The 24,819-nt window shown below is 62.2% G+C and carries 28 protein-coding genes; 13 read left to right on the plus strand and 15 right to left on the minus strand.

Annotated features, from left to right (window positions below; translation table 11 throughout):
- The first annotated feature begins 17 nt into the window (after positions 1-17).
- From ASE60_RS22450 to ASE60_RS22460, 3 genes are all read left to right on the plus strand, one after another.
- A complete protein-coding gene (locus ASE60_RS22450) occupies positions 18-1,160 on the plus strand; it encodes a TRAP transporter substrate-binding protein (protein WP_057253140.1) in 1,143 nt (380 codons plus the stop codon).
- Positions 1,161-1,338: 178 nt separating this feature from the next.
- Positions 1,339-2,007 (plus strand): TRAP transporter small permease subunit, encoded by a 669-nt coding sequence (locus ASE60_RS22455; RefSeq protein WP_057253142.1) that lies wholly within the window; start codon positions 1,339-1,341, stop codon positions 2,005-2,007.
- Entirely contained in the window at positions 2,004-3,746 is a 1,743-nt protein-coding gene (locus ASE60_RS22460; RefSeq protein WP_057253144.1) for a TRAP transporter large permease subunit, read from the plus strand. Before ASE60_RS22455 ends, ASE60_RS22460 begins: the two co-directional genes overlap by 4 nt.
- 124 nt (positions 3,747-3,870) lie before the next feature.
- On the opposite strand, the gene ASE60_RS22465 is transcribed toward ASE60_RS22460, so the two are convergent.
- Together ASE60_RS22465 and lgt are read right to left on the minus strand one after the other, a co-directional pair.
- Positions 3,871-4,974: a class I SAM-dependent methyltransferase gene (locus tag ASE60_RS22465; RefSeq protein WP_057253146.1), complete on the minus strand. Its 1,104-nt coding sequence runs from the start codon at positions 4,972-4,974 to the stop codon at positions 3,871-3,873.
- A gap of 58 nt (positions 4,975-5,032) precedes the next feature.
- Positions 5,033-5,869, minus strand: a complete 837-nt coding sequence (lgt, locus tag ASE60_RS22470; protein ID WP_057253148.1) for a prolipoprotein diacylglyceryl transferase — start codon at positions 5,867-5,869, stop codon at positions 5,033-5,035.
- 215 nt (positions 5,870-6,084) lie between these two features.
- Here lgt and ASE60_RS22475 point away from each other — a divergent pair, with 215 nt between their 5' ends.
- From ASE60_RS22475 to ASE60_RS22500, 6 genes are all read left to right on the plus strand, one after another.
- Positions 6,085-6,345, plus strand: a complete 261-nt coding sequence (locus ASE60_RS22475) for an accessory factor UbiK family protein (protein ID WP_057254338.1) — start codon at positions 6,085-6,087, stop codon at positions 6,343-6,345.
- Positions 6,346-6,793: 448 nt separating this feature from the next.
- Positions 6,794-7,294 (plus strand): YbjN domain-containing protein, encoded by a 501-nt coding sequence (locus ASE60_RS22480; protein WP_043618087.1) that lies wholly within the window; start codon positions 6,794-6,796, stop codon positions 7,292-7,294.
- Between the two features lie 2 nt (positions 7,295-7,296).
- Entirely contained in the window at positions 7,297-8,115 is an 819-nt protein-coding gene (proC, locus tag ASE60_RS22485; protein WP_057253150.1) for a pyrroline-5-carboxylate reductase, read from the plus strand.
- Between the two features lie 341 nt (positions 8,116-8,456).
- On the plus strand, positions 8,457-9,416 hold the full coding sequence (locus tag ASE60_RS22490; protein ID WP_082616010.1) for a LysR family transcriptional regulator: 960 nt from the start codon (positions 8,457-8,459) through the stop codon (positions 9,414-9,416).
- Positions 9,417-9,453: 37 nt separating this feature from the next.
- Positions 9,454-9,795 carry a tRNA-binding protein gene (locus ASE60_RS22495; protein ID WP_057253151.1) on the plus strand — a complete coding sequence of 114 codons (342 nt, stop codon included), beginning with the start codon at positions 9,454-9,456 and terminating at the stop codon, positions 9,793-9,795.
- Positions 9,796-9,800: 5 nt separating this feature from the next.
- Positions 9,801-10,364, plus strand: coding sequence for a protein-tyrosine phosphatase family protein (locus ASE60_RS22500; protein ID WP_057253152.1), 564 nt, complete (start codon positions 9,801-9,803; stop codon positions 10,362-10,364).
- Positions 10,365-10,367: 3 nt separating this feature from the next.
- Here the strand turns inward: ASE60_RS22500 and ASE60_RS22505 are convergent, their stop codons facing one another.
- From ASE60_RS22505 to ASE60_RS22520, 4 genes are read right to left on the minus strand one after another with little or no spacing between them, the layout of a single operon-like run.
- Positions 10,368-10,871 carry a tetratricopeptide repeat protein gene (locus tag ASE60_RS22505; RefSeq protein WP_057253153.1) on the minus strand — a complete coding sequence of 168 codons (504 nt, stop codon included), beginning with the start codon at positions 10,869-10,871 and terminating at the stop codon, positions 10,368-10,370.
- 57 nt (positions 10,872-10,928) lie between these two features.
- Entirely contained in the window at positions 10,929-12,311 is a 1,383-nt protein-coding gene (locus ASE60_RS22510; RefSeq protein ID WP_057253155.1) for an ATP-binding protein, read from the minus strand.
- A 32-nt stretch (positions 12,312-12,343) separates the two neighbouring features.
- Positions 12,344-13,045: a response regulator transcription factor gene (locus tag ASE60_RS22515; protein WP_057253157.1), complete on the minus strand. Its 702-nt coding sequence runs from the start codon at positions 13,043-13,045 to the stop codon at positions 12,344-12,346.
- Positions 13,046-13,100: 55 nt separating this feature from the next.
- Positions 13,101-13,577, minus strand: coding sequence for a MarR family transcriptional regulator (locus tag ASE60_RS22520; RefSeq protein ID WP_057253158.1), 477 nt, complete (start codon positions 13,575-13,577; stop codon positions 13,101-13,103).
- A gap of 269 nt (positions 13,578-13,846) precedes the next feature.
- Here ASE60_RS22520 and ASE60_RS22525 point away from each other — a divergent pair, with 269 nt between their 5' ends.
- Positions 13,847-14,737, plus strand: a complete 891-nt coding sequence (locus ASE60_RS22525) for a branched-chain amino acid aminotransferase (RefSeq protein WP_057253160.1) — start codon at positions 13,847-13,849, stop codon at positions 14,735-14,737.
- An 82-nt stretch (positions 14,738-14,819) separates the two neighbouring features.
- Here the strand turns inward: ASE60_RS22525 and ASE60_RS22530 are convergent, their stop codons facing one another.
- Positions 14,820-15,086: a hypothetical protein gene (locus tag ASE60_RS22530; RefSeq protein ID WP_034788698.1), complete on the minus strand. Its 267-nt coding sequence runs from the start codon at positions 15,084-15,086 to the stop codon at positions 14,820-14,822.
- Between the two features lie 298 nt (positions 15,087-15,384).
- Entirely contained in the window at positions 15,385-15,942 is a 558-nt protein-coding gene (locus tag ASE60_RS22535; protein WP_244495705.1) for a DUF1236 domain-containing protein, read from the minus strand.
- A 214-nt stretch (positions 15,943-16,156) separates the two neighbouring features.
- Between ASE60_RS22535 and ASE60_RS35275 the strand changes: the two genes are divergently transcribed.
- Complete coding sequence (locus ASE60_RS35275; protein ID WP_192494794.1) at positions 16,157-16,321, plus strand: hypothetical protein; 165 nt, start codon at positions 16,157-16,159, stop codon at positions 16,319-16,321.
- A gap of 166 nt (positions 16,322-16,487) precedes the next feature.
- Positions 16,488-17,129: an MBL fold metallo-hydrolase gene (locus ASE60_RS22540; RefSeq protein ID WP_057253164.1), complete on the plus strand. Its 642-nt coding sequence runs from the start codon at positions 16,488-16,490 to the stop codon at positions 17,127-17,129.
- 87 nt (positions 17,130-17,216) lie between these two features.
- Here ASE60_RS22540 and ASE60_RS22545 read toward each other — a convergent pair whose 3' ends face one another.
- From ASE60_RS22545 to ASE60_RS22555, 3 genes are all read right to left on the minus strand, one after another.
- A complete protein-coding gene (locus ASE60_RS22545; protein WP_057253166.1) occupies positions 17,217-17,678 on the minus strand; it encodes a BA14K family protein in 462 nt (153 codons plus the stop codon).
- A 144-nt stretch (positions 17,679-17,822) separates the two neighbouring features.
- On the minus strand, positions 17,823-18,038 hold the full coding sequence (locus ASE60_RS22550) for a cold-shock protein (protein WP_057253168.1): 216 nt from the start codon (positions 18,036-18,038) through the stop codon (positions 17,823-17,825).
- A 702-nt stretch (positions 18,039-18,740) separates the two neighbouring features.
- On the minus strand, positions 18,741-19,637 hold the full coding sequence (locus ASE60_RS22555) for a DMT family transporter (RefSeq protein ID WP_057253169.1): 897 nt from the start codon (positions 19,635-19,637) through the stop codon (positions 18,741-18,743).
- An 88-nt stretch (positions 19,638-19,725) separates the two neighbouring features.
- Between ASE60_RS22555 and ASE60_RS22560 the strand changes: the two genes are divergently transcribed.
- A complete protein-coding gene (locus ASE60_RS22560; RefSeq protein WP_057253170.1) occupies positions 19,726-20,157 on the plus strand; it encodes a hypothetical protein in 432 nt (143 codons plus the stop codon).
- Positions 20,158-20,180: 23 nt separating this feature from the next.
- Here the strand turns inward: ASE60_RS22560 and ASE60_RS22565 are convergent, their stop codons facing one another.
- The 4 genes from ASE60_RS22565 to ASE60_RS35065 all read right to left on the minus strand — a co-directional run bounded on the left by ASE60_RS22565 (position 20,181) and on the right by ASE60_RS35065 (position 24,745).
- A complete protein-coding gene (locus tag ASE60_RS22565) occupies positions 20,181-21,368 on the minus strand; it encodes a PQQ-dependent sugar dehydrogenase (protein WP_057253171.1) in 1,188 nt (395 codons plus the stop codon).
- An 83-nt stretch (positions 21,369-21,451) separates the two neighbouring features.
- Positions 21,452-22,120: a class GN sortase gene (locus tag ASE60_RS22570; protein WP_244495684.1), complete on the minus strand. Its 669-nt coding sequence runs from the start codon at positions 22,118-22,120 to the stop codon at positions 21,452-21,454.
- Entirely contained in the window at positions 22,110-24,404 is a 2,295-nt protein-coding gene (locus ASE60_RS22575) for a marine proteobacterial sortase target protein (protein ID WP_244495706.1), read from the minus strand. Before ASE60_RS22575 ends, ASE60_RS22570 begins: the two co-directional genes overlap by 11 nt.
- Positions 24,405-24,433: 29 nt before the next feature.
- On the minus strand, positions 24,434-24,745 hold the full coding sequence (locus tag ASE60_RS35065; RefSeq protein ID WP_143032948.1) for a hypothetical protein: 312 nt from the start codon (positions 24,743-24,745) through the stop codon (positions 24,434-24,436).
- Positions 24,746-24,819: the final 74 nt, after the last annotated feature.

Genomic DNA, 24,819 nt, shown 5'->3' on the forward strand with positions numbered 1-24,819 from the left:
GCCTTCGGGAGGAGCATATGAAGCGAAGAACCCATATCGAGGGACGGATTTCGCGTCGCAAATTCCTGGGCGGTGCGGCAATAGCGGGGGTCGCAACGGTCGCCGCGCCTAGCGTTGTCAAGGCGCAGGGGCCGATCAGCATGCGCTGGCAAAGCACCTGGCCATCCAAGGACATCTTTCACGAATTCGCGCTCGACTTCGCCAGGAAGGTCAATGATATGACCGGTGGCGATTTGAAGATAGAAGTGCTGCCCGCTGGTGCCGTGGTGCCGGCCTTCGGCCTGCTCGACGCCGTATCGCAAGGAACGTTGGACGGCGGTCACGGCGTCCTCGTCTACCATTACGGCAAGCAGGCGGCGCTCGCGCTATGGGGCTCTGGCCCGGGTTTCGCCATGGATGCCAACATGCTGCTCGCCTGGCACAAATACGGCGGCGGCAAGGAACTACTCGCAAAACTGTATGAATCCATTGGCGCCAACGTGGTCTCGTTCCCCTATGGGCCGATGCCGACCCAGCCGCTTGGCTGGTTCAAGAAGCCAGTCGCAAAGCCCGAGGATCTTCAGGGCCTGAAGTTCCGTACCGTGGGCATCTCGATCGATGTCTTCACCGGCCTCGGCGCGGCGGTCAACGCGCTGCCGGCCGGCGAAATCGTTGCGGCGCTCGATCGAGGCCTGATCGACGCGGCCGAGTTCAACAACGCCTCGTCCGACCGGGTGCTCGGTTTCCCGGATGTATCGAAGATTTGCATGCTGCAGAGCTACCACCAGAATGGCGAGCAGTTCGAAGTGATGTTCAACAAGCCGAAGTACGACGGTCTACCTGATCAGATGAAGGCGATCATCACCAACGCCGTCGAGGCGGCATCTCAGGATATGGCCTGGAAGGCGATCGATCGCTATTCCACGGACTACCGGGAGATGCAGACCGTCGACAAGGTCAAGTTCTACAAGACCCCGGAGGCAATTCTCAAGAAGCAACTGGAGGTCTACGACGAGGTGGTGAAGAAGAAGGCAGCGGAAAACCCGCTGTTCAAGGAAGTGCTCCAGTCCCAGCTCGTTTTTGCCGAGCGGGCCACGCGCTGGGAACAGGACACCGTCGTCAGTCGGCGGCTGGCATTCGACCACTACTTCGGACAGGACGGCGTGGCGAAGGATCTCTGAGGCACGGCCGCTTCGCGTCAATCAGACGGGATTCAGGCGGAAGACCGGCTCATCTCATTTCGCACATCGGAGACAGTCGAAGGATCACACTATTCGATAAATCAAAGCGTTACAGCGAACTCTGTGCGTTCTTGAAAGGCGCGCCGCTGTAGCGCCCCTCTTGCAGCGGGGGGCATGCGTGAACGTTCAGCATTTTCTGCTCAGGGTCGATGCGACCAGCGTGTGGATCGGTAAAGCCGCAGCCTGGCTGATTATCGGGCTGATGACGATGGTCTGCGTAGAGGTCGTCAAACGCTACATCCTGAACATGCCGACGGCCTGGATATTCGATGCCAGCAACATGTTCTATGGCTCGCTGTTCATGCTCGCGGGGGCATACGCCTTGGCGCAGAATGCTCATGTACGCGGCGACTTCCTCTACAGCTCCATGAGGCCGCGCACGCAAGCCGCCCTCGATCTGGTCCTCTACGTCCTCTTCTTCCTGCCCGGCGTCGCCGCGCTCGTTTACGCCGGCTACGATTATGCAGCACTTTCCTGGCGGATCGGCGAGCATTCGACCGTGACGGCGGAGGGGCCGCCTATCTACTATTTCAAAACCGTCATTCCGGTCGCTGGCGGTTTCGTCCTGCTTCAGGGGCTGGCCGAGATCACGCGCTGCATCGTTTGCCTGCGGACCGGCGAATGGCCAAGTCGGCTCAAGGATGTGGAGGAGCTCGACGTCGTCGCCGAGCAGCTTGAGCACAGCGAGCATGTCGACGCGGAAACGCGCGAGGCTGCGATCGAGCGTGCGCAGGCGATCGACAGGGCGGCGCGGCAACGGGGAATGGGGGGAGACGGCGAGACGTGAGCGATCCACTCCTCGGACTGACGATGCTGATGCTCATCGTGGTGGTCATCATGATGGGGTTTCCGACGGCGTTTACGCTGATGGGGCTTGGCATGCTCTTCGGCTTCTACGCCTTCTACAATCCGGCCGAGCACTGGATCGACAATCGCGTCTTCGACCTGATGGTGCAGCGTACCTATGGGGCGATGACCAATGACGTTCTGATCTCGATCCCGTTGTTCGTGCTCATGGGCTACGTGATGGAGCGGGGTGCGCTGGTCGACAAGATGTTCTACAGCATTCAGCTCGCATTCAAGCGGGTGCCTGCGTCGCTCGCCGTCGCTACCCTCATCGTCTGTACCTTCTGGGGCATCGCCAGCGGCCTCGTCGGTGCGGTGGTCGTGCTGATGGGCGTGATTGCGTTCAATCCGATGTTACGCGCCGGCTATGACGTGAAGCTTGCCTCCGGTGTGATCACGGCGGGCGGTACCCTCGGCATTCTGATCCCGCCCTCGGTGATGATCATCGTCTATGCCGCAGTCGCGGGACAATCCGTTGTCAAGCTCTACGCCGCTGCCATGTTCCCCGGGTTTTTCCTCGCGCTGCTCTACCTCGCCTATATTCTCGGCTGGGCGCTCATCAGCCCCAAGATCGCTCCGCCGCTGCCTGCGGAGCAGACCAAAGTGCCCGTCAGCGCGTGGATGCGGGGCCTGCAAGCGTCGTACTCGCACAACATGCTGGCCGGGCTCTCTCGCGCACTAGTCTCACCGGCAAGGGCGCTGGCTCTCGAAACCGAGGAGGGGTCTCTCACCTATTGGGCTCTCGTCAAGAATTTCTGCGCTGCCTTGGTCCCGCTAGCACTGACGGCTTTTACGATGGCGCTCGTATGGTGGTATGTCGTCATCCATCCGCAGGCATCGGCGGAGGCGGAGGCGCCGGAAGGGCTGGAACAGCTCGGGGCACCGGCGGCGGATGCCGCGCCGACCGCGATCAACGGGCCGGCGACAAGCTTCTACGTGTCCTTCTGGTTGATTGCCACGATCGCTGCGGTGGTGCTCGTCCGCTACTACCGCAATATGAGTGCGGAGCGGCTGCAGGTGGTGAAGCTTTTGATCTCCTCCGTCATGCCGCTCGCCATCCTCACCATAGTCGTGCTCGGCGTAATCCTCTTCGGGATCACCACGGCGACCGAGTCTGCGGCCGTCGGCGCGGCGGGGGCTTTCCTGCTCGCATTCCAGGCCCGGACGCTCAACTGGAAGCGCACAAAGGAAGCGGTGTTCCTGACGGCGAAGACAACGGCCATGGTGTGCTGGCTCTTCGTGGGCTCGGCCTTGTTTTCTGCCGTCTTCGCCATACTTGGCGGCCAGGCGCTGATCGAGCAATGGGTGCTATCGCTCGATCTGACGCCGGTACAATTCATGATTCTTTCGCAGGCGATCATCTTCCTGCTCGGCTGGCCGCTCGAGTGGACCGAGATCATCATCATCTTTGTGCCGATTTTTCTGCCGCTGCTAAAGCACTTCGACATCGATCCGGTGATTTGGGGCGTTCTCGTCTTCGTCAACCTGCAGGCGGCATTTCTGTCGCCCCCAGTCGCGATGTCAGCTTTTTATCTGAAGGGTGTCGCGCCGCCGCATGTGACGATCAACCAGATCTTCGCCGGCATGATGCCCTATATGCTGATCGTCGTGCTCTGCATGGTCATCATGTATCTCTGGCCCGGGATAACTCTCTGGCTCCCGAACTATCTTTACGGCTGAACCGTGCGCTACTGCATATTTCCTTAAATCCTAGCCGATTTAAGGATAAAAACATGCAACAACTCAAAGTGCCACAGCGACCTTTGCGCGTCCGATAAGACGCGCGGCGCTGTAGGCTGTGCGCTCAGGGCTTCGGCTTGCGGAAGGGCGACAGCGGCACCGGAGGGCTGCTCACGGCGAGAACCTTGAACAATTCCCCCATTTTTCCGACACCGGCGCCGGCGAGCCTTTCCACGTCCTGGCGAATGCCCTCTTGGGTGAGCGCATCCTTGTCGCGACCGAGTGCCGCGGCGCGGTCCAGCAGACCGAGACCGACCAGGAAATCGCCCTGGTGCGCAAGGCCGTTGATCTGCACGTCGTCGGTCTCGGCGCGGCGGGCGAGCTGCTCGAAATCGACATGGCTGGTGAGATCGGCCCGGCCCGGATTGGCGAGTGGCGGATCATATTCGTGATCGCGAACGGCCTGCAGCGTATCGCCATAGCCGGTGGCAAGATGGCCGTAATCGATGATCACGGCGGTGCCGCCGCTGATCTTCAGCCGCTCGCAAAGGGCGGACATGACAGCATCGCGGGCAGGGGCGATCTCGAAGATCGTGCCTTCGGCCAAACCCTGCGCCGGCGTCGGCAAGAGGCCCGGATCGATGCCGGCGACGCCGGCAGCAAAGGTCAGTTGGTCATCGGCATCAAGCCCGACCATGCGCTCGCGGAACCCTTGCGCGGTGCGCACGAATTGCCGGATCGGAATGGCATCGAACAGCTCGTTGGCGGCAAGCAGCAGGAAGCCATCGGGCAAAGTCTCGAAGCTTGCATGCCACTCGACCTTGTTGCCATGGGCGACCAGGGTTTCGGACTGAATCTTGCGCAGGCGCTCGCTGGTCTCGACGAGATGCATGCTGGCGGAGGCATAGAGCTCGGGTGCGAGGCGACGCACCACACGCAGCATGTCGGCCATCATCGTGCCGCGGCCGGGGCCGATCTCGGCGATCACCGCGCCTTCGGGCTTGCCGTGTTGCTGCCAGGCGTGGACGAGAAAGACGCCGATCATCTCTCCGAAGAGCTGGCTGATCTCCGGCGCCGTGGTGAAATCGCCCTCTTTGCCGAAGGGTTCATGAACCCGGTAGTAGCCGTGTTCAGGATCCGCGAGGCAAAGCGAGAAGTAATCGGTGACGCTGATCGGCCCGTGAGCCTTGATCAGCGCCTTGATCTTGTCCGCAAGTGGTGTCGTCATGCCTTCGTCCAGTTAGCGGGAGGCGGCCGGAAGCCGCACGCCCTTGCCTTATCCGCTCTCAGGCGGCTGCGCGCCGCGCCCGGGTTATCGCCCAGATGCCGGCGAGCGCCATCGGCAGCGAAAGCACCATGCCCATCGTCAGCCAGCCACCGACAAGATAGCCGATCTGCGCGTCCGGTTCGCGGAAGAATTCGACGAAAATGCGGCTCAAGGCATAGCCAAGCACGAAGATGCCGGTGACGAGGCCCGGGGATTTCAACGCCTGGCGACGGTAGATGAACCAGGAAAGCACGCCGAGCAGCACGAGGCCCTCGAGGGCTGCTTCATAAAGCTGGCTCGGGTGACGGGCAAAGGGCCCGCCGGTCGGGAAGACGATTGCCCAGGGCATCGAAGAGAGACGGCCCCAGAGTTCGCCATTGATGAAATTGGCAATGCGGCCGAAAAACAGGCCGATCGGGACGACGGCCGCGACGATGTCGAACAGGCTCCAGAGAACGATGCCATTGCGCCGCGCGAAGATGATCATGGCGAGCGTCGTGCCGAGAAAGCCGCCATGGAACGACATACCGCCGTTCCAGATCTCAATGGCGCGGATCGGATTGGCGAGAACGGAGCCGAGGTCGTAGAAGAGGATGTAGCCGATGCGGCCTCCGAGTACGATACCGCCGGCGGCCCAGAGCAGGAAATCGTCGAGTTGCTGCAGCGTGACCGCCGGGGTCTCGTTGCGCCAGAGCGCGTTGTTCATCGCCAGGCGGCGCGCATAGAACCAGCCGATCAGGATGCCTGCGACATAGGCGAGCCCGTACCAGTGGACGGCGAGAGGCCCGATCTGGAAGATGACGGGGTCGATTTCGGGGAAGGGAAGGATGGCGAGACGGGTCGCTAGAGTTTCCAAGATATGTTCTCGTGCCTATTTCTCGTGCAGGGGCCGGTCGTTTCGGCGGAACATGGCGAGCGATTTCCGCCGGGTCAAGGCGCCGATGGGGGCGCTTCGGACACAGCGGCGTGATTTGGCACGTGATTTTCCTTGCATCCGCTCGCCGCTGACCCTACCTGAAATTCATGACCGCATCGCAATGCGAGGCGATGGCTGAAATGGAGATCGCGACGATGAGCACAGGCGCTAACCGCATTCTGGATGACTTTGCCAAGATCATGACCGATGCCGCAGGTGCCGCCCAGGGCGTGCGCCGCGAGGTCGAGACCGCCTTCCGCGCACAGGCCGAACGCGCACTGAACTCGCTCGACGTGGTCAAGCGCGAGGAGTTCGAGATGGTCAAGGAAATGGCGATCAAGGCGCGCGAGGAAAACGATGCGCTGCTCGCCCGCATTGAGGCTTTGGAAGCGCGTCTCGCCGAGGCCGGCAAGTAACGCGATTCCGCCGAAATAACGGTATTTTGGCGTTTTTACTTCGCCCGCGAACTGGTTTCGCGGGCGTTTTGCTGTCGTTAATCCTGGATCGATTGAAACGGCGTTAAGGCTGGTTAATAAAACCTGAAAAGTTTTCCACCTGTGGACACTGCCAAAAAACCCTTATGGCAGAGTCAGTTAAGCTCTCGCGCTTCATCCAAATGACAACGTGGACGCGATTCATCCCGGCTATTTTTCGGCCCGGGGGCTGGCAGCCTGACTCCGCCATTATACACTGATTTTAAATGATGATTCGAAACGAACCACGCAAGCTCCGGGCAGGGTAAGTCAGCCAGGATGGATGTGAGTTCAGCAATCATAGTGTGTTTGTAATCGGTGTTGGGTTTGCAGCGTTGCGTCTTGTGAGCGTGATGATGCACGTCTGCGCCACACCTATACAGGGTGATGCATGAGCCTTTTGGAAATGGAAGTCGAGCGCCAATCCAACCCGGTCGATATGATCGAGTTCGTGGCCGCAAATAACGACTGGTCGTTCGAGCGATCCGGCGAAGACGAAATCGCCATGACGGTCGAAGGCAAGTGGGCAGACTACCACGTTTCCTTCTCCTGGATGGAGGAGTTCGAGGCTCTGCACCTTGCCTGCGCCTTCGACATCAAGGTGCCGGAAAGCCGGGTCAACGAAGTCATCCGCCTGCTCTCCCATATCAACGGGCAGGTGCTGATGGGCCACTTCGACCTGTGGCGCCAGGAGGAAGTGGTGATCTTCCGCCAGTCGCTGCTGCTTGCCGGCGGTGCCGAGCCGACCAATCAGCAGGTCGAAGTTCTGCTTTCGAGCGCACTCGACGCTTGCGAATCCTATTATCAGGCGTTTCAATTCGTCGTTTGGTCCGGCATGGACGCGCAGCGCGCCGTCGATGCGGTCCTGTTCGAAACGGTTGGAGAGGCTTGATCATGGCGAACGCCGCTTCCGGTCCCATCGTCCTCGTCGGCGCCGGCAACATGGGCGGCGCCATGCTTTCCGGCTGGCTGAAGAGCGGCGTTAGGGGTGCCGACGTGCTCGTCGTCGATCCCGGCCCGCCACCGGCCATGGCCAAACTCATTGCCGACAACGGCGTGACATATGCGGCCCAGGCGCCATCCGGTGTTCAGGCGGGCGTGATCTTCCTCGCGGTCAAGCCGCAGGTGATGGACGCCGTGCTGCCGCCGTTGAAGCCGCTCGTCGGTGCGGATACCGTCATTGTCTCGGTTGCCGCCGGCAAGACGCTCGCCTTCATCGAAACCCACCTTGCTGCTGCCGCCACGGTTCGCGCCATGCCGAACACGCCGGCGATGATCGGCCGCGGCGTTACCGGTGCCTTTGCCAATGCGCGCGTCAGCGAAGCGCAGCGCAGCCAGGTTCACGATCTGCTGAAGGTCAGCGGGCCCGTCGAATGGGTCCGGACCGAAGCCGAAATCGATGCGGTAACCGCGGTTTCGGGCAGCGGTCCGGCCTATGTCTTCTACCTCGTCGAGTGCATGGCGGAGGCGGGCCGCAAGGCCGGCCTCGAGGCGGACCTCGCCATGCGGCTCGCGCGGGAAACCGTTGCGGGCGCTGGCGAATTGTTGCATCAGTCCCCAGACGAGGCGGCGCGGCTGCGCCAGAACGTGACCTCGCCCGGTGGTACGACAGCGGCAGCACTCTCCGTGCTGATGGCCGACGACGGCATGCAGCCGCTTTTCGACAAGGCGATCGCCGCAGCACGCAAACGCGCGGAAGAGCTGGCGGGCTGATCTCACGAAACTCCGGTGCCGCAATGGCGCCGGCGTGAGGGTCGCTCTACGACGCGCCTGGGGGAGCGCCTGCGCCTTGTCCAGGGCCTGTATGCCGGTCGAACAGGCACCTCCAGATCGCGCCCATTGCCCGGCGACACATGTCGCGGATCGCGGCGTTGCGCTGACGTCGCGCCCAGGAATGTAGCTGGTAGCTCGCCGGCATATCCTTCCGCTGCGCATCCATTTCCGTCACCCCTCGGTCTCCGCTGTCTGAGTTCCAGGTCCAAGCTACAGCCTATCGTCGGCCGCGATAATCCATGTTAAGTTCCGTTCATCTGTGACGAAATGGAATAGATGCAATGGACCGGCAGGAAGCCATGGCGGTGTTTCTCGCCGTCGTCGAGGAGGGGGATTTCTCGGCGGCGGCGCGGCGGCTGCGCATGACACCATCGGCCGTCAGCAAGATCATCGGCCGACTGGAGGCGCGCCTCGGCGTGCGGCTGCTGCAGCGATCGACGCGCAGCATCAGCCTCACCAGCGAAGGCAGCGCCTATGCGGAGTCGGCCCGTCGCATCCTCGGCGATATCGAGGATGCTGAGTTTGCGATCCAGCCGGGCGCTGAGCCGCGCGGCCGCCTGCGGGTCAGCCTGCCGAGCGCCTTCGGTCATCGCCTGATCGTGCCCATGCTTCCGGCCTTCATCGAGCGGTTCCCGGCGATCGATCTGGAGCTCGATTTCAGCGACGCGATCGTCGATCTCATGAACGGTGACGCGGATGTCGCCATACGGGTTGCGGCGCAAAGCGACAGTACGCTGGTGACGCGGCGCCTGGCATCGAACCGTCGTGTCATCTGTGCGGCGCCGGGATACCTCGAAAGGCACGGTGTTCCCAAGACGCCTGATGACCTGCAACGGCACGTCTGCCTTGCCATTACCGCCCATGGCCGCCTCAACGTCTGGGAGTTCCAGGATGGCAACGGCCGGCATGCGATCCGTGTTCGTGGTTCCGTCGAAGCCAACAGCACGGAAGCGCTGAGGCACCTCGCGCTCGCCGGCATCGGGATCGTGCGGCTCTCCGAAATTCTTGTCGGTGGAGATATCCGGGCGGGCTTGCTGGTGCCGCTTCTGACCGATTGTAATTATGCCGAGGCGGAACCGATCACCGTGGTTTATCCGCACCGGCGTTTCCTGCCGCCGCGTGTGCGCGTCTTCGTCGATTTCCTTGCCGAGCAGTTCGCGCGCCGCCCCTGGGAAGAGGCAAGATTTCACGGGGAGCCTGCCGATACCGGTGCGCTTCCGGAATCTCGCCCGATGCTTTAAGCCCGGCGACTGAGTACTTTTCACAAAGGGAATTGCCGTGACTGAAACGATTGAATTTGCTGATTTCGAGCGTGTCGACATTCGCGTGGGCACGATCGTCGAAGCGGAACCCTTTCCGGAAGCGCGCAAGCCGGCCTTCAAGCTGAAAATCGATTTCGGGCCAGAGATCGGCATTAAAAAGTCATCGGCGCAAATCACGGTGCATTATCGTCCGGAAGATCTCGTCGGGCGGCAGGTGCTGGGCGTGATCAATTTTCCACCGCGCCAGATCGGGCCCGTTCGCTCCGAAGTGCTGACGCTGGGTTTTGCAGACGAGGCCGGCGCGATCGTGCTGGCTGCCACCGAGCGGCCAGTTCCCAACGGCAAAAAATTGATGTGATCCCAATGACCATCGCCTTCGAAGTGATCCCCGAACGCGTCAAGGTCTCCTGCCTGTGGCGCGCCGCCGATGCCGCGCGCGATTGGCGCGCAAGCCATGTGCTGTCTCTGCTCGATCCGGAACTGCCTGACGCCAACGTGCCCGTTATTGCCGATGCCAGCCACCGGGTGGTGCGCATGCGCGACCAGGAAAACCCGACCGCCACGCAGCATTTCCCGGATCTGGTCCTCGAGGTGTTCGAGGCGATGCGGCCGGCGGCGGAGGATGCTTCGAGCCGCATTCTCGTGCATTGCCACGCCGGCGTCAGCCGCTCCACGGCTTTTGCCTATGGGCTGATTGCCCATCAACTTGGCGCGGGCCGCGAGGATGAAGCCTTCCGGGCGCTACTGACGATCACGCGCAAGCCCTGGCCGAACCGGCGGATCATCGAGATCCTCGACAAAGCCCTCGGTCGTAAGGGCCGACTGCTCGCGCCGCTCGATGTCATGCGCGCCCGCCATCCGCGCCGCATCGACGCCTGGCATCGCTTCAACGAACGCCGTGGCCTGACGTCGATCTATCAGCGCTAGCGCTTACGCGTCTGCCAGCAACGCGTCAGCGTAGCGTTTGAGCGACCGGTTGTAGCGGGGGAGGTGGCGCGAGAGGCTGCCAAGCGCAAGCGCTGCTGCTTCTTTCGCATGCCCCGCGTCGACCAGACACAGGGCCAGGAATGCGGCGACCGCATCGTCGAGCTCGTCTGACGGCTTGGTCTGCTCCGCGGTGAGCAGGGCGACGCCTTCGCCAGCGCGGCCGAGATTGCGGAGCGTGCTGGCGAGCTGGATGGTGGCGCGCCGCCGGCGAATTCCCGTGAGACCGTTTTCCAATGCCTGCCGATAGAGAGGTTCGGCTTCCGTCTCGTGGCCGGTCGAATCCTGCGCGGAGGCCCGTTCGAACAGGCCTATGGCGTGTCCCGACGGCAATTCGGCCGCAAGCGCCTCGATACGCGCGATGAAGGTTTTGGCGTCGATGGTGTCGAAGGCAGCCCAGAGTTCAGCCAGCCGTCGTTCCCAGTCGTTCCAATCGACAACGTTCGACACAGCTCTCTCCCTCGGTCCCAATTCCCGGGCGAGCAGTGGCCCGTTAATACGTGAAGGTCAAGCCGGTACGCGCACCGTTGCCCTCAGGCCGCCGAGCGGGCTGTCGCCAAGGGTGACGTTGCCGCCGTGGCTGCGGGCGATGTCGCGGGCGATCGCAAGGCCAAGGCCGGTGCCGGAGCTGTCGAGATTGCGCGCCTCGTCGAGACGGAAGAACGGCTTGAACACGTCCTCGCGCGATCGCTCAGGGATGCCCGGACCGTCATCGTCGACGGTGATGGTGACCCATTTGGCGCTGTGGCGCGCGTCGATGTTGACGGTGTTGGCGTAGCGATAGGCGTTCGAAGCGAGATTGGCGACGAGGCGGGTGAAGGCGTTCGGCCTGACCCGAACCTCGTCCTCGCCCTCGACCGAGGTGGTCAGCGTCTTCCCGAGCAGTTCGGCCTCCGCCGCAAGCCGGGTCATCAGGTCGCTGAGTTTCAGTTGGCCGACATCTTCCTCCGCTTCGCTGCGGGCGAAGGCGAGGTAGCCCTCCAGCATGTTCTGCATGTCCTCGACATCCTGGTTCAGGCTTTCGAGATCCGGATTGTTGCCGGCGAGCGCCAGCTGCAGCTTGAAGCGGGTGAGGATGGTTCTGAGGTCGTGGCTGACACCGGTCAGCATCGCGGTGCGCTGTTCGATCTGGCGCTCGATGCGTTCGCGCATCAGGATGAAGGCAAGGCCGGCGCGGCGGATCTCGTCGGCCCCGCGCGGCGCGAAGTCGTCGATCTTCTGGCCCTTGCCGAAGCTTTCGGCCGCCTTGGTCAGCGCCAGGATCGGCCGGATCTGGCCGCGCAGGAACAGGATGGCGATCGCCAGCAGCACCAGCGATGCGGCCACCATCCAGACGAGGAAGATGTGGGTGTTGGAGGCATAGGCCTGGTTTCGCCGAGCATAGACCCGCAGGATGCGGCCGTCATCGAGCTTGATGCGGATCTCGACGAGCTTGGAGTTGCCGACCGTATCGATCCAGAAGGGGCGGCGGACCTGGTTGGAAATCTCCTCGCCGAGGATCTGGTCGAGGATTTCGAAGAAGGGACTAGGCCTGGGTGGTGGCAGCTCGCCGGGCGGGTCGACGGAGATGCTGAGATCAAGCTGATCCCGCGCGATGCGGATGATCTCGCTGATGTCGCGGTCAGCGGGGAAGGTGTCGATGAGGTCGACGATTGCGGCGATATCGCTGGTGACGGCGGCTGACAGGCGCTGCGTCACCAGCTGCCAGTGGCGCTCCATGAAGATGAAGGCGACGACCGACTGCAAGAGCACCATCGGAATGATGACGATCAGCAGCGAACGGGCGTATAGCCCCATCGGCAGGCGGCGGCGCAACCAACGGGTAAAGCGCCTCCAGGCGTTGTCGCTCGATCCGGTTGCCCCGTGCTCTATGCCGTCAAAGCTTGCCATGGTTTGCCGCGCTCATCGGAAGGCCCGCCATTTCAGTCCACGCTCAACCGGTAGCCGATGCCGCGCACCGTCTGCAGCCAGACCGGATTGGACGGATCATCCTCGATCTTGCGCCGGAGGCGATTGATCTGCACGTCGATCGTGCGCTCGCCGACCTCTGCATCGTCGCCGATCAGTTCGTGGCGCGGGATGGTCTCGCCGGCGCGCTGCGAAAACAGCGTCATGATCTCCTGCTCGCGATCGGTGAGCCGGATGTGATCGGCGCCGCGCCTCAGCTCCTTGCGCACCACCGAGAAGGTGTAGGGGCCGAAGATCACCTGGTCGACCTTGGGCGCTTGGGCCGGCTGGTTGCGGCGCAGGATATTGTTGATGCGCAGCACCAGTTCGCGCGGTTCGAAGGGCTTCGACAGATAGTCGTCGGCGCCGGCTTCCAGGCCCTCGATGCGGGAGTTCGATTCCGCCAGCGCCGTCAGCATCAGGATCGGCACGGTCTTGATCTGGCGCAGGCTGTTGGTCAGCGAGATGCCGCTTTCGCCCGGCATCATCACATCGACGATCAGAAGGTCGAAGTCGAGGCCGACCAGCTTGCGCCGTGCTTCGTCCGCGTCGGACGCGGTCGTCACGCGAAATCCCTGCTCGACCAGATAGCGGTTCAGGAGATCGCGGATGCGCCGGTCGTCGTCGACGACCAGAAGGTGAGCCGCATCGTCCGAGACAGTCGCTTTTGTCGTCATTCCACGCTTCCCTGGTTCCAGGCTCCCGAGCCGTCTGCCGGCGGCGAGCCTCGTGTCAGTCTGCGGCGTTCTTCATTCCGGCGAGAAAGCGTTTGACCGTCTCCCGCGCGCCCGGACCCGTTCTTGCCAATGCATCGGCTATGCGGCGGGACTGTGGCTCGGCCAGCGCACGCGCCAGCGCCTTGCCTTCCTCAGTCGTATAGAGCATGCGCTGGCGTCGGTCTTCAGGGCCGGTCTCCTGGCGGATGTAGCCGGAATCGATCAGTTGCTTGAGCACGCGGGCGAGGCTCTGCTTGGTGATCTTCAGCGTGTCCAAGAGGTCGGCGACGGTCATGCCGGGCTCGCGGTCGACGAAATGGACGACCCGGTGATGCGCCCGCCCAAAGCCGCTCTTTTCGAGGATCGCATCCGGGTCGGAGGTGAAGTCGCGATAGGCAAAGAAGAGCAACTCGATGATCTCGAAATCGATCGTGTCATCATCGGCGGCGGCATCGGTGAGATACCGGGTGTTCTCTTTGGATTGGCCGGCCACGCGGTCATTTCCTTTCAGCCAGATTGCAACTTGCGAAACATTCGGAAAAATACGTCAGCTTTATTGACATATTTTTACCGCATCGTTAGCGTCCTTGCTCGGTAAGCGAGACATTTGGCATTGGCAACACCTTGAAAGGATATGCCGCGCCGTTCCGATCGCAAATCCAAAATCACGAAATTGAATTTTCCCTCAATCAGTTTGCCGATAAACTGAAAGCAGGACGATAATCAACTAAGAATGGCGCATATGCGCCGGAGGATGACACCATGGCAGCGGTTCCTTTTGATCAGTTGGACGGAGAGATCTGGTTCAACGGCGAATTCGTCGCATGGAAGGACGCCAAGGTACATGTGCTGACCCACGGCCTGCACTATGCCAGCGCGGTCTTCGAGGGCGAGCGCGCCTATGGCGGACGTATCTTCAAGCTGAGCGAGCACAACCAGCGCCTTCATAACTCGGCTGACATTCTTGGCTTCAAGATTCCCTATTCGGTGGAAGAGCTGGACGCCGCAAGCGTGGAGCTTCTGAAGCGCCAAGGCTTCTCCGAGGCCTATGTGCGGCCGATCGCCTGGCGCGGCAGCGAAAGCATGGGCGTTTCGGCGCAGAACAACCGCATCAACGTCGCCATCGCCATCTGGCAGTGGGGCAGCTACTTCAACCCGGCGGAGAAACTGAAGGGCATTCGCCTCGACATCGCCGAGTATCGCCGCCCGGATCCGCAGACGGCACCTTCCAAGTCCAAGGCGGCCGGTCTCTATATGATCTGCACCATCTCCAAGCATGCGGCGGAAGCCAAGGGCTATGCGGATGCGATGATGCTCGACTATCGCGGCCGCGTGGCCGAAGCGACGGGCGCCAACATCTTCTTCGTCAAGGACGGTGTCATCCACACGCCGGTGCCGGATTGCTTCCTCGACGGCATCACCCGCCGCACGGTCATCGAGCTTGCCAAGCGCCGCGGCTACGAGGTCGTCGAGCGGGCGATCATGCCGGAGGAACTGTCCAGCTTCAGCGAGTGCTTCCTCACGGGGTCCGCTGCCGAAGTGACGCCGGTTTCCGAAATCGGTCCCCATCGCTTCACGCCGGCGACGATCTGCGAAACGCTGATGAACGACTACATGAAGGAAGTCTACCCGGTTGCCGCGGCCGCCGAGTAACGGCATCCGCAATTGTCTCGAATGCAGAAAAGGCGGCCAGGGGCCGCCTTTTGTCTTACTACGGATATGATCGTGGTAGGGGTCAGGCCGTCTTGCCGAGGAATTGCCCGACGATACCGCTCAGCACGCCGCCGCCGACGAGGCCGCCGATGGCCTGCATGGCAAGGCCTGTCGCGGCTGCTTCGCCGCCGAGCATCTGAATGAGGAAACCTCCGCCCAGGCCGCCGATCGCGCCGACGATGGTCCGTGCGACGACACCGAATGCCTGCTGCTTCAACACTGCGCTGGCCGCGTTGCCGCCGGCCGCCCCCGCGATCAATTGGGTAATGATAGGCATTAATGCTTCCATTGATCCCTCCGTGTCGTGGCTCGTCGTGGACGGGCCACTAAAGCCGATGATCCGGCACCGATAGGTTGAAGCCGAATCTGGATTATTGTCAATTTGAATGAAATGACCGCCCCGGTGCCCGGATCCTAGCCCATTGAAATGGTTTGATTTCAGCTGGAAGCGGCGTTTCGTGGCGTCAGACAGAGAAGCTTGCGCCGGCGTCGAGAAGGATCGGTTTCAGTCTTCGCACAATGAAGCGGATGATTCGTGCATGCGCCGTAGGCTCCGGCGACCGCTCGGTCGCCGGAGAAACAAATGCCTATCGATAGACGTAGACGATGCGTCGCGTCGCCGGCTCGACCAGCACGGGCTGGCCGTTGATGCTGACATAGTCGTAGTTATAGTCAGGCACGCGGCGGACCGCGACGGTCTGCGGCAGCGCGGCGCCGACCACGACTTCGCCGTCGAGATAGACGGTCTCGCCAGGGTTCGCCGTGACGTAGGTGCGCACGGTGTCCGGTGGCACGATCGGATCGATCTCTTCGACCGGGCCGATCAACTCATCGCCGCTGCTGACGATCACCGGATCGTTCGGCTGCGCCTCATAGGTGACGGCGGGAATAGCGAGGTCGGCGCGACGTTCCTGAACCACGACGGCCGAACCGCCGAAGTCCGTCGTCAGATATTGCGCATAGACCCAGCCGCGCACGCCATTGATGTCGATGCGGCACCATTTGCTGCCTTCGATGCAGCCGTCGATGACCGCGGTGCTACCGCGGGCCGCAAGCCCGACTGTCGGATACTGAGGGCCCGGACCCGTGCGGATGTTGAGGTCCGTGACTGTGGTCGCGGTCATGGCGGCAAAGGCGGCCGGCATGCCGAGCGTCAGCACAAAACCCGCGGCCGCAGTGGCTCGCAGCAGGGGGCGGGTAAGTTTCAACATTATCTTTCTCCTTTAGTGGTGAGGGCGAAACGCCTCCGCGCGCGCGGATGTTCCCCCGGGAACGTCACGAAATGTGACGCCGTGACATTCTTCCTCTGCTGCCGCGGCCCAAGGCCCGAAGAAACAAGCAGCGGGAGAGGCGACGAAGATGCAGGACATTCAGCTGGATCAGAGCAATTTCACCGCCCGCAGCCTCAAGCCGGTGGTCAGGATCGTCGTCGCCGCGGAACTGGCAATTTCGGCGCTGCTGATGACCACAGTGCAATGGCCCGCACCGCAACCGGCCACCAGCCAAGTCGCCGTTCTGCGCTGATTGGCGCTGTCACCGGCGCCAATTGCCGCTATAGGAGAGTTACAGCGTCGCGCGTCCCGCCGGGCGCGCTAAGATCGCTGTAGAACTTTGAAGTGCTGCATGGGTTGTCCCTCAATCGGCGACGATGCAAGGAAACATGCAGCAGATCCCATAGAGGCAGGCGCACATGTTACAGGCGGGCATCATTCCGGTTACCCATTTCGAGCAGAATTGTACGGTGCTGTTCGACAGCGAGACCAAGGAAGGCGTGATCGTCGATCCCGGTGGCGATGTCGACCTCATCCTGCAGACGGTCCGCGAGAACGGCATCACGCTGAAGGCGATCTGGATCACCCATGGCCATATCGACCACGCCGGCGGCGCCAAGGAATTGAAGGATGCGCTCGGGCTTGAAATCATCGGCCCGCACAAGGACGATCTGCCGCTGCTCGAAAGGCTCGAGAGCCAGGCCGAGCGTTTTGGGCTGGCGATGAAGGTCCAGAACGTCATTCCGGATCGTTGGCTCGAAGAGGGCGATACCGTTTCGTTCGGCGACCATGTCTTCGAGGTCCTGCATTGCCCCGGCCATGCGCCCGGCCATGTCGTCTATTTCAACCGGGCACAGAATTTCGCCCATGTCGGCGACGTCCTCTTCCACGGTTCGATCGGGCGCACCGACCTGCCGGGCGGCAATCACCAGCAATTGCTCGATTCCATCCGCGACAAGATCCTGCCGCTCGGTGACACTGTCGGCTTCATCTGCGGCCACGGTCCAGGCGGGCAGATCGGCGAGGAGCGCCGCACCAATCCCTATCTGCGCGGGCTCTGAAGAAGGACGGCTTGCCGTTGTAATCACGAAAAAAGCCCATGCCTTGATCGAGGCATGGGCTTTGTGATTCCGTATGCTCTGCGCCGATCAGCCGGCGGTGCAGAAGTAGCTGCGGCCGTCGTAACCGCGGAAGGTGCCGTTGTCCGGGTTGAACGAGCGGTAGCGCTGCGAGCAGTAACGGTACCAGGACGGCGTCCAGGGCTCGAGCGAGCGGTAACCGCCGCCATAGCTGCCGCCGCCGTAGTTATCGACGACAACCGGACGGGCCTGATAGACCGGGCGAGGGCGATAGACCGGGCGCGGCTCGTAATAATCGTATTCCGGTTCCGGATCGATATAGACGCGCTCGCCGTAGCCGCTGTTGTAACGCGGCTGCGAGGCGATCGCGCCGCCGATCAGCGCGCCAGCGGCGAGGCCCGCTGCGCCTGCCACCCATGCATCGTCATTGTTGTGGTGATGGCGATGGTCTGCCAGCGCGGCGCCGGAGGTCGGGACGATCATGGCGATTGCGGCGACCGAAAGAACGGCGGCTTTGATGAACGTGTTCATGGGCTTCAAATCCTATCGCATGGACCGGATCAATCCGGATTTCATGAGAGGACGTTAATGCCGCCACTGTGAACCGAGCCTGAACAAAAAAAACCCGGCAAGCCTGCCGGGCTTCAACTTTGAATCTGTCAGCGGATGTCGGCGTTAGCCGGCGATCTGCAGGTTGACCGCCTTCGGGCCTTTGCCGCGGCGATCCGGTTCGGTGTCGAAGCTCACCTTCTGGTTTTCCGTCAGACCGTTCAGGCCGGAGGCCTGGACTGCGGAAATGTGTACGAAGATATCTGCACCACCGTTGTCAGGCTTGATGAAACCAAAGCCCTTGTCGGTGTTGAAGAATTTTACAGTGCCAGTTTCGGCCATGCGTCAGGTCCTTTTCTCTCCACCCGTTTGACGGACGGGCAGCATTGCAGTTTTGCCCGAATGGGCGTTGGCAGGCAGTTCTCGACGTTTGAGGAAAGGGTCCTGTTACCGCAGCCAGCCATTGGAGAAGTTGCATTTTCATGCGTCTTCCCGGTCTGGCCGCCCGGAGTTTTGCGTCTCCGGCCCGCTTTTATTTCAAGATCTTCCCGTGTTCGCAGATTGCCCGAACAGAGTAAGATTGATGGGTTTATTTTGAATTGGCAAGCAAAACTTTTCGAGCGTGGTATTGCGTCTTGTCATTGCTCAAAAATCGGTCATTTCCGCAGCTGTTGCCCCTTCTTCAAGATATATCGCAAGCTGTTGAAATCACAGCTTTTTGAAAATGAACGCCGCAAAATTGAGTGGGTTTTTGCTGTTTTTCGATGCAGCCGCAAGGAGGTCAGTCGAATGCCGGCGCCGTCCGGTATTCGCAACTCTCTGATATGTTTGATGCTTCTCGCGTCGTACGTTTCTTACGTACGATTCTTGCAGAAAACCTACAGGTATTGAATTGGACCGGTCGATTGCGACCCGCTTCGCGTCTGGCGGCGAAGCAACGATTTGATGGCCTGGTACAATAGCAAGTAAAGCGCCAGTCCGGCGTTTGGACCGGTCGCTGATATAGTTCATGGCGCAGTGTCGGTTGCGCTCGCAGAGGCCAGTTCAGACTGCAGCTTCCGCGCGCCGATTTTTGGTCAGTTCGGGAATGATCTCGACGGCAAGCATTGCCGCGAAGATGATCGCGCAGCCGGCATAGCCGATCGGGGTGATGATCTCGCCGAGCAACAGGACACCGAAGAGGGCGGCAAAGAGCGCCTCGCTCGACAGGAAGATGGCGGCCTGCGGCGCCGTGGTATAGCGCTGGCCCACCACCTGCAGGATGAAGGCGAGGCCGCTCGAGAAGATGCCGGCATAGAGGATTTCGAAGAGAGCGCCTTCGACAGCCGCAAAGCTCAGCGGCTCCATCTTCACTGCGAAAAGCAAGCCGAGCACTGCGCAGACGGCGAACTGCGTCATCGACAGCAACATCGGCCGGCCGCTGCTGGGCGCGAAAAGGCCAACGAGCAGCATTTGCACCGCCCAGAACAGGGCGCACAGGATCGTCAGGTAGTCACCGCCGGTCAGCGCCGACAAGGTGCCGCCGCTCAAAAGGAAGATGCCGAAGAGAGCCATCAGCGCACCGGGCCAGATGACCCAATGCGGCTTGCGGCGCAGGAAGATGACCGTCAGCACGGGCACGAAGACGACATAGAGCCCGGTGAGGAAGCCGGAATTGGTGACGCTGGTGTCGAGCAGGCCGAACTGCTGGGTCGCTGCGCCGGCAAAGAGTGCCAGGCCGATGAAGATGAAATTGCGCACGGTCGTCAGCTTGAGCGGTTCGGCCGCCCGCTTCGTTTCCAAAATGGCCAAGGGCATGGCAACCAGCGTCGCGATCGCAAATCTGAGCGTGATGAACCACAGCGGGCTGATCGCATCCATGGCCGTCGACTGTGCAACGAAGCCGGCGCCCCAGATCGCGCCTGATATCAACAGCAGCAGATTGGCCTGAATGCGGGGCATGTCGGTTCTCCTCGGACAGGCGCCGTCTAGCAGTTGCGTTCTGGGCGGGCAAGGCTCATCGTCAGCGTCATGGGCGTCGGAGATGGCGATGAATGACAGCGGATATTCCGGCACGCCGCTTGCCCGCAAGCTGGGTTTGAAGGACGGGCAGGCGGCGCTGCTTCTCGGCGTTCCGCCCGGCCTCAGCGAAATCACGGACTTTTCCGGCTTCTCGAGTTGCGAAACCGTGCTCGGTCCGGCTGGCGGGCGCAACTACGACTATGTCCATATGTTCGAGACGCAGAGGTCCGAATTGGACGGGCTCGCGCCGGAGGTTGCGGCCCGGCTCAGGCCTGACGGCATGCTCTGGATTTCCTGGCCGAAGAAAGCGTCGAAGGTGGCGACGACGCTGAGCGAGGACGTGCTGCGCGATATCTTCCTGCCGCTTGGCCTCGTCGACGTGAAGGTTTGCGCCGTCGATGCCGTCTGGTCGGGACTGAAGTTCATGTTCCGCAAGGAGTTCCGCGGCCAGCTGTCGTGAGGCGGCAGCGACGGGCTCAATTGCTATTGCTTTGCGCCCTTGGAGACGCGGAGAACGGCGCCGTTTTCCTCGTCGGTCACCATCAGCAATGCGCCATCTGGCGCGACGACGACGTCGCGGATGCGGCCGAACTCGCCATCGAACAGCCGTTCTTCGGCGCCGATGGCACCGTTGTCGTCACGCTCCAACCGCGCGAGAAGCTGGTACTTCAGCGCGGCAACCAGCAGGTCGCCGTCCCACTCGGGAAACATCCTGCCGCGATAGATGGCGAGCGCGCCGGGGGCGATCGAGGGATCCCAATAGAAGAGGGGCTGATCGAGGCCGTCCTTCGCCGTGCCTTCGCCGATCTCGGCGCCGGAATAGTCCTTGCCGTAGGTGATGACCGGCCACCCGTAGTTGTGGCCGGCCTGCGGATTGTTGACCTCGTCGCCGCCGCGCGCGCCGTGCTCGACCGTCAAAAGCGTGCCGTCCTTCGGGTCGAAGGCGATCCCTTGCGGATTGCGGTGACCCTTCGACCAGATCTCCGCCAGGCCGCCGGTGCCGCCGCGATAGGGGTTCGATCCGGGAGCGCTGCCATCGGCGTTGATGTGCAGGATGGCGCCGGCATGATCGCGCGGGTCCTGCGCCCGATCGCGTTCACCGCGGTCGCCGATGCCGAAGAACAGGCTGCCGTCGGGCGCGATCGCAATGCGCGAACCGAAATGCTGTCCCTTACCGGTGAACTTGCTCATCCGGAAGAGTTCCTTGACCTCGGTGAGACCGCTCTCGTTTTCGGCAAGTTTCGCGCGCACGACGGCGGTGCCGTAGCCGCCTTTGCCATTGGCGGCCAATGTCAGATAGAGCGTCCTGTTCTTTGCGAAACCAGGGTCAAGTGCGATGTCGAGCAGGCCGCCCTGGCCACGTTCAGCGACCTTGGGCACCCCCTTCAGCGGCTTCGACACCTTGCCGTCGCGCACGATCCTCAGCCGGCCGGGACGTTCACTGACGATCAGCCCTCCATCGGGTAGCGCTTCGACGGACCAGGGGTGTTCGAGGCCGGCCGCCAGGGTCTCGACGCGCAGGGTGCCGTGCTGGCTCGGGAATTCGCGCGTCTCTTGGGCGTGAGCGCCCAAGGGGGCGGCGATCGCGGCCAAAGCGACGAGCACCGCGAGCGACCGGGTGTGCCGCCGCCTACCTAGCTGTTTCGACGCTGCTGCATCCGCTCGCCGCATTGCGCTTCTCCGGGCCGATTCGTTCAACTGGCACGCTGGAGCGGGAGACGGAGCGGTTCAAGTCACAACCGATCAAAAGCGGTTTATTTCGAGATCGAGCCTGTCGTCAGCGACACCGGCCGTTGTTCGCCGATGAGCTCGGCATTGACGATATAGCGCATCGGCCCCTGTTCGATCGCATCGAAGGGCCAGCAGGTGGCAAGCGCCAGATGGTGGCCGGTGGCCGATGCGTTGATGCCGCTTTCGTCCCAGCGGGCGACGCGGCTTTCGCCGGCCCGGAACAGGAAGCGGCGGCCGTCCTTGCGCGTCAGCACCAGGAGGTCGCCGGGATTGACGTCCTTCAGCCAACGGAAATGCGTGTCGCGGTGCGCGGCGATGACGGAGGTGCCTTCGTCGCCGGGCAAGGGCGTCGTCGTCAGCCAGGCGGGGCCGAAGGCGAGCGCTTCGCCGCTCGCGCCTTCGAGCACGACCGCAGAGCGGTTCAATCGCGGCGCGGTGATCTCGGCGGCGGTTTGAAAGTCGGCCCAGGGCCAGGGCTTGCCATCCGGGTTGCCGTGCAACTGCGCCTCGAAAGTGCGCTTGAGAAGCACCTGCGAGACCTCGGCCTTGGCCTTCATGTAGAAACCTTTGCCGATCAGCAGGAGACCGGCAAGGGCAATGAGCGCGATGATCGCGAGCACGATCGTCTCGACCGCCGAGAGGCGGGCGAGAAAGCCCGGGCCTGGCTCGGGCCTTTCGTTGTCAGCGGCCACGGCGGCGCACTCCCGCAAGCACGACGGCGGCGATCGGCACGCGCCAGAAGACAAAGGTCGTGCCGGCGAAGAGGGCAAAGGCCAACAGCATCAGGCCGATCAGGATCTGCTTGTCCGCTTCCGTTGCCGTCTGCGGCAGGGTGACCTGGTTGTTGGCCTCGGCGATCATGCCTGCCGCCCGTGCGGTTGGTGCCGCCAGCATGCGGTCCGCCGTCACCATGGCAAGCTTGGTCCGGCTCTCGACCGCAGCGTCGCGTTCGTAGACCTTTCCGGGGGCGCTCTCGACGGGCGCTTCACCAAAGACCTTGCCGAAGTCCCAGCCGGCCGGAAGGTTGAGCGGCAGCCTGGTTTCGGCCTGTGGCTCGCCGGCCGGACGCGAGGGCGTCGCATCGACCGCGACGAGGCTGGTGACGCGGGAGACGAGGTGATGGGCGAGCGCCACGGTCTCGATCCGCTTGTCGAGCGTGGCGGGATCGGCAATTGCAGCGGCACTTGCCTCGAGATCATCGATCTTGCGCCGCGCCCAGAGCTTGGCGATACCCTGGCCGGTGGAGGCCTTGGCGATGTCCATCTCGACCCGCCAGGGCTGGTCGCCGGCTTTGCCGAGGATCTGCAGCTTGCCTTTGGGTGCGGTGCCATCGAGTTCGGCGGTCAGCACCACCGGCTCGCCGCGATAGAGATCGGGCATGGGGTTTGGGGTGATGTCGCTTGCCGATGCGGCCTCGAAGCTCGCGGAGATATCGGTCATCGCGGGGCTTTCGAGCTTGGTGAAGAGCTCGCCCATGCGTGTCGCCACCTGGCTCTCCGAGCCGATCAGCGTGAAGGTGCCGCGGCCGTATTCGGCAGCCTTGGTCATGAAATGGCTGTTGGGGGCGGAGCCGATGCCGACGGTGAAGACGCGGGCGTCGCCGCGGTTTTTCTGGATCTCGTCGAAGAGCTGCGCCTCATTGCCGATCGCGCCATCGGTCAGGAAGACCACCTGGCGAAGCGCGCCGGCCTGAACTGGACCCTGCGTGCGCAATGCAGCTTCCAGCGCGGGCAGCATTTCCGTGCCGCCGTCGGCGGTGAGACCGCGGACATAGGCGATCGCATCCTCGCGCTTGTCCGGTGTCGCCTCGGTGAGCTCAGGAAAATGCACCGACATCGTGTCGTCGAAGCGGATGACGTTGAAGCGGTCTTCGGGCTTCAACCTGGAGATCGCCAGCGCCAGGCTCTCCTTCGCCTGTTCCATCGAGGGGCCGGCCATGGAACCGGAATTGTCGATGACAAAGACGATCTCGCGTTTGACCGGCTTGGCATCGGTCTCGCTTGCGGCAGCCGGTGGCGTGACGAAGGAGAGCAGGTAGGTCTTGTTCCCGACTGTCTCCCGGAAGAGGCCGGCATAGGGGCTCTTGCCCTCGATCGCGTTCCAGGTGAGCTCGAAGTCGCGGTCGGCCGGCACGCTGTCGCCCTTCAGCGTCACGCGGCGGCTGAGATCATCGAGGTTGGCGATATCGACGTCATGATAGCCGGATTTCACCTCGCCGAGGGGGAAGCCTGCCTTCAGGTTCACCGTCAGCGTGACGGGATTGACCTTAGCGTTTTCCTTGGGGTCGAGAACCGGCGCTTCGACCTTTTCACGGTCGGGAACCGGATCGTTGACGGCATAGCCGGTGCGGCTGTCGAGGTCGACGGTCTGAACGATCGGCTGCGGATTGTAGCGGGGCGCGACCACCATCGGGAAACGGAGAGAATAAAGGCCGTTCGATTGGCGGACCGCGCTCTGATACTCGATCTGTATGACGACCGTTTCGCCGGGGCCGATATTGGCGACCTGGTTGGTGAAGATGTTCGGGCGCTGTTGCTCGAGCAGTGCCGCCTTCTTGCCCTCGGCCTTCGCCTGCTCGTAGATCTCCTTGGCTTCCTGGCGCGGCTTTATCTGGCCCTCGATGAAGCGGTCGCCGATCTGCATCTTCAGCGTATCGACCGCCGAATCCTCGGGCAGCGGGAAGACATAGGTGCCTTCGACCCAGCCCTTGCTGGGGTTCTCGAAACGCTGGGTCACGCGGGTGCGCATGATCGGGCCGTTGACGTCGATCGTTACGTCCGTCGCCAGCCGCGGCGCCTCGACGAAATAGCCGGGTTCCTTCGACGGGAAGAGCAGGGCGCCCGCGCCGATATCGTTGGGGCGAACATAACCTGCCATCTGCTGAGGCTTGGCGTCGGCCGTTTCGGCCGCGGCCTGGGTCATCAGGCCGATGATCATCAGGATGCAGGCGGCGAGCGCTGCGATCGCCAGATACATGCCCCAGCGTGCTTCGTTCTGCCCGGTCTTCAATGAGGCGATTTCGTCGTCGAGAAACATTGCATAACCCCCGTAATGCGAATGTGTTCGGATGATCGAAGAAAAGGCCCGGAAACCGGCTGTTGCAGGACGGAATTGCGGCGGACCGCGACAGTTGTGATGGCCAAATTATGGCATTTCAAAAAATGCCGAACGCCGCTGATTTTTTTGAATAAATCGCGATCAAGAACCGTTTCCGACTGATACGTTTCGTGGCCGTTCAAACGACCGCCATAATTCCTTTTTTCGGCGCTGGACTTGTGGGCGAGGATCGCCTCGGGATCGCGACTGGCGATCGACAACGCTGATCGCACTCATGAAACTTTGTCATGGTGACGCTTTTTGCCCGCGTTTCCGGCGTTTTTGCCGTTCCGGC

It is taken from the genome of Ensifer sp. Root278 (genome assembly GCF_001429285.1).
Classification (GTDB): Bacteria; Pseudomonadota; Alphaproteobacteria; order Rhizobiales; family Rhizobiaceae; genus Ensifer.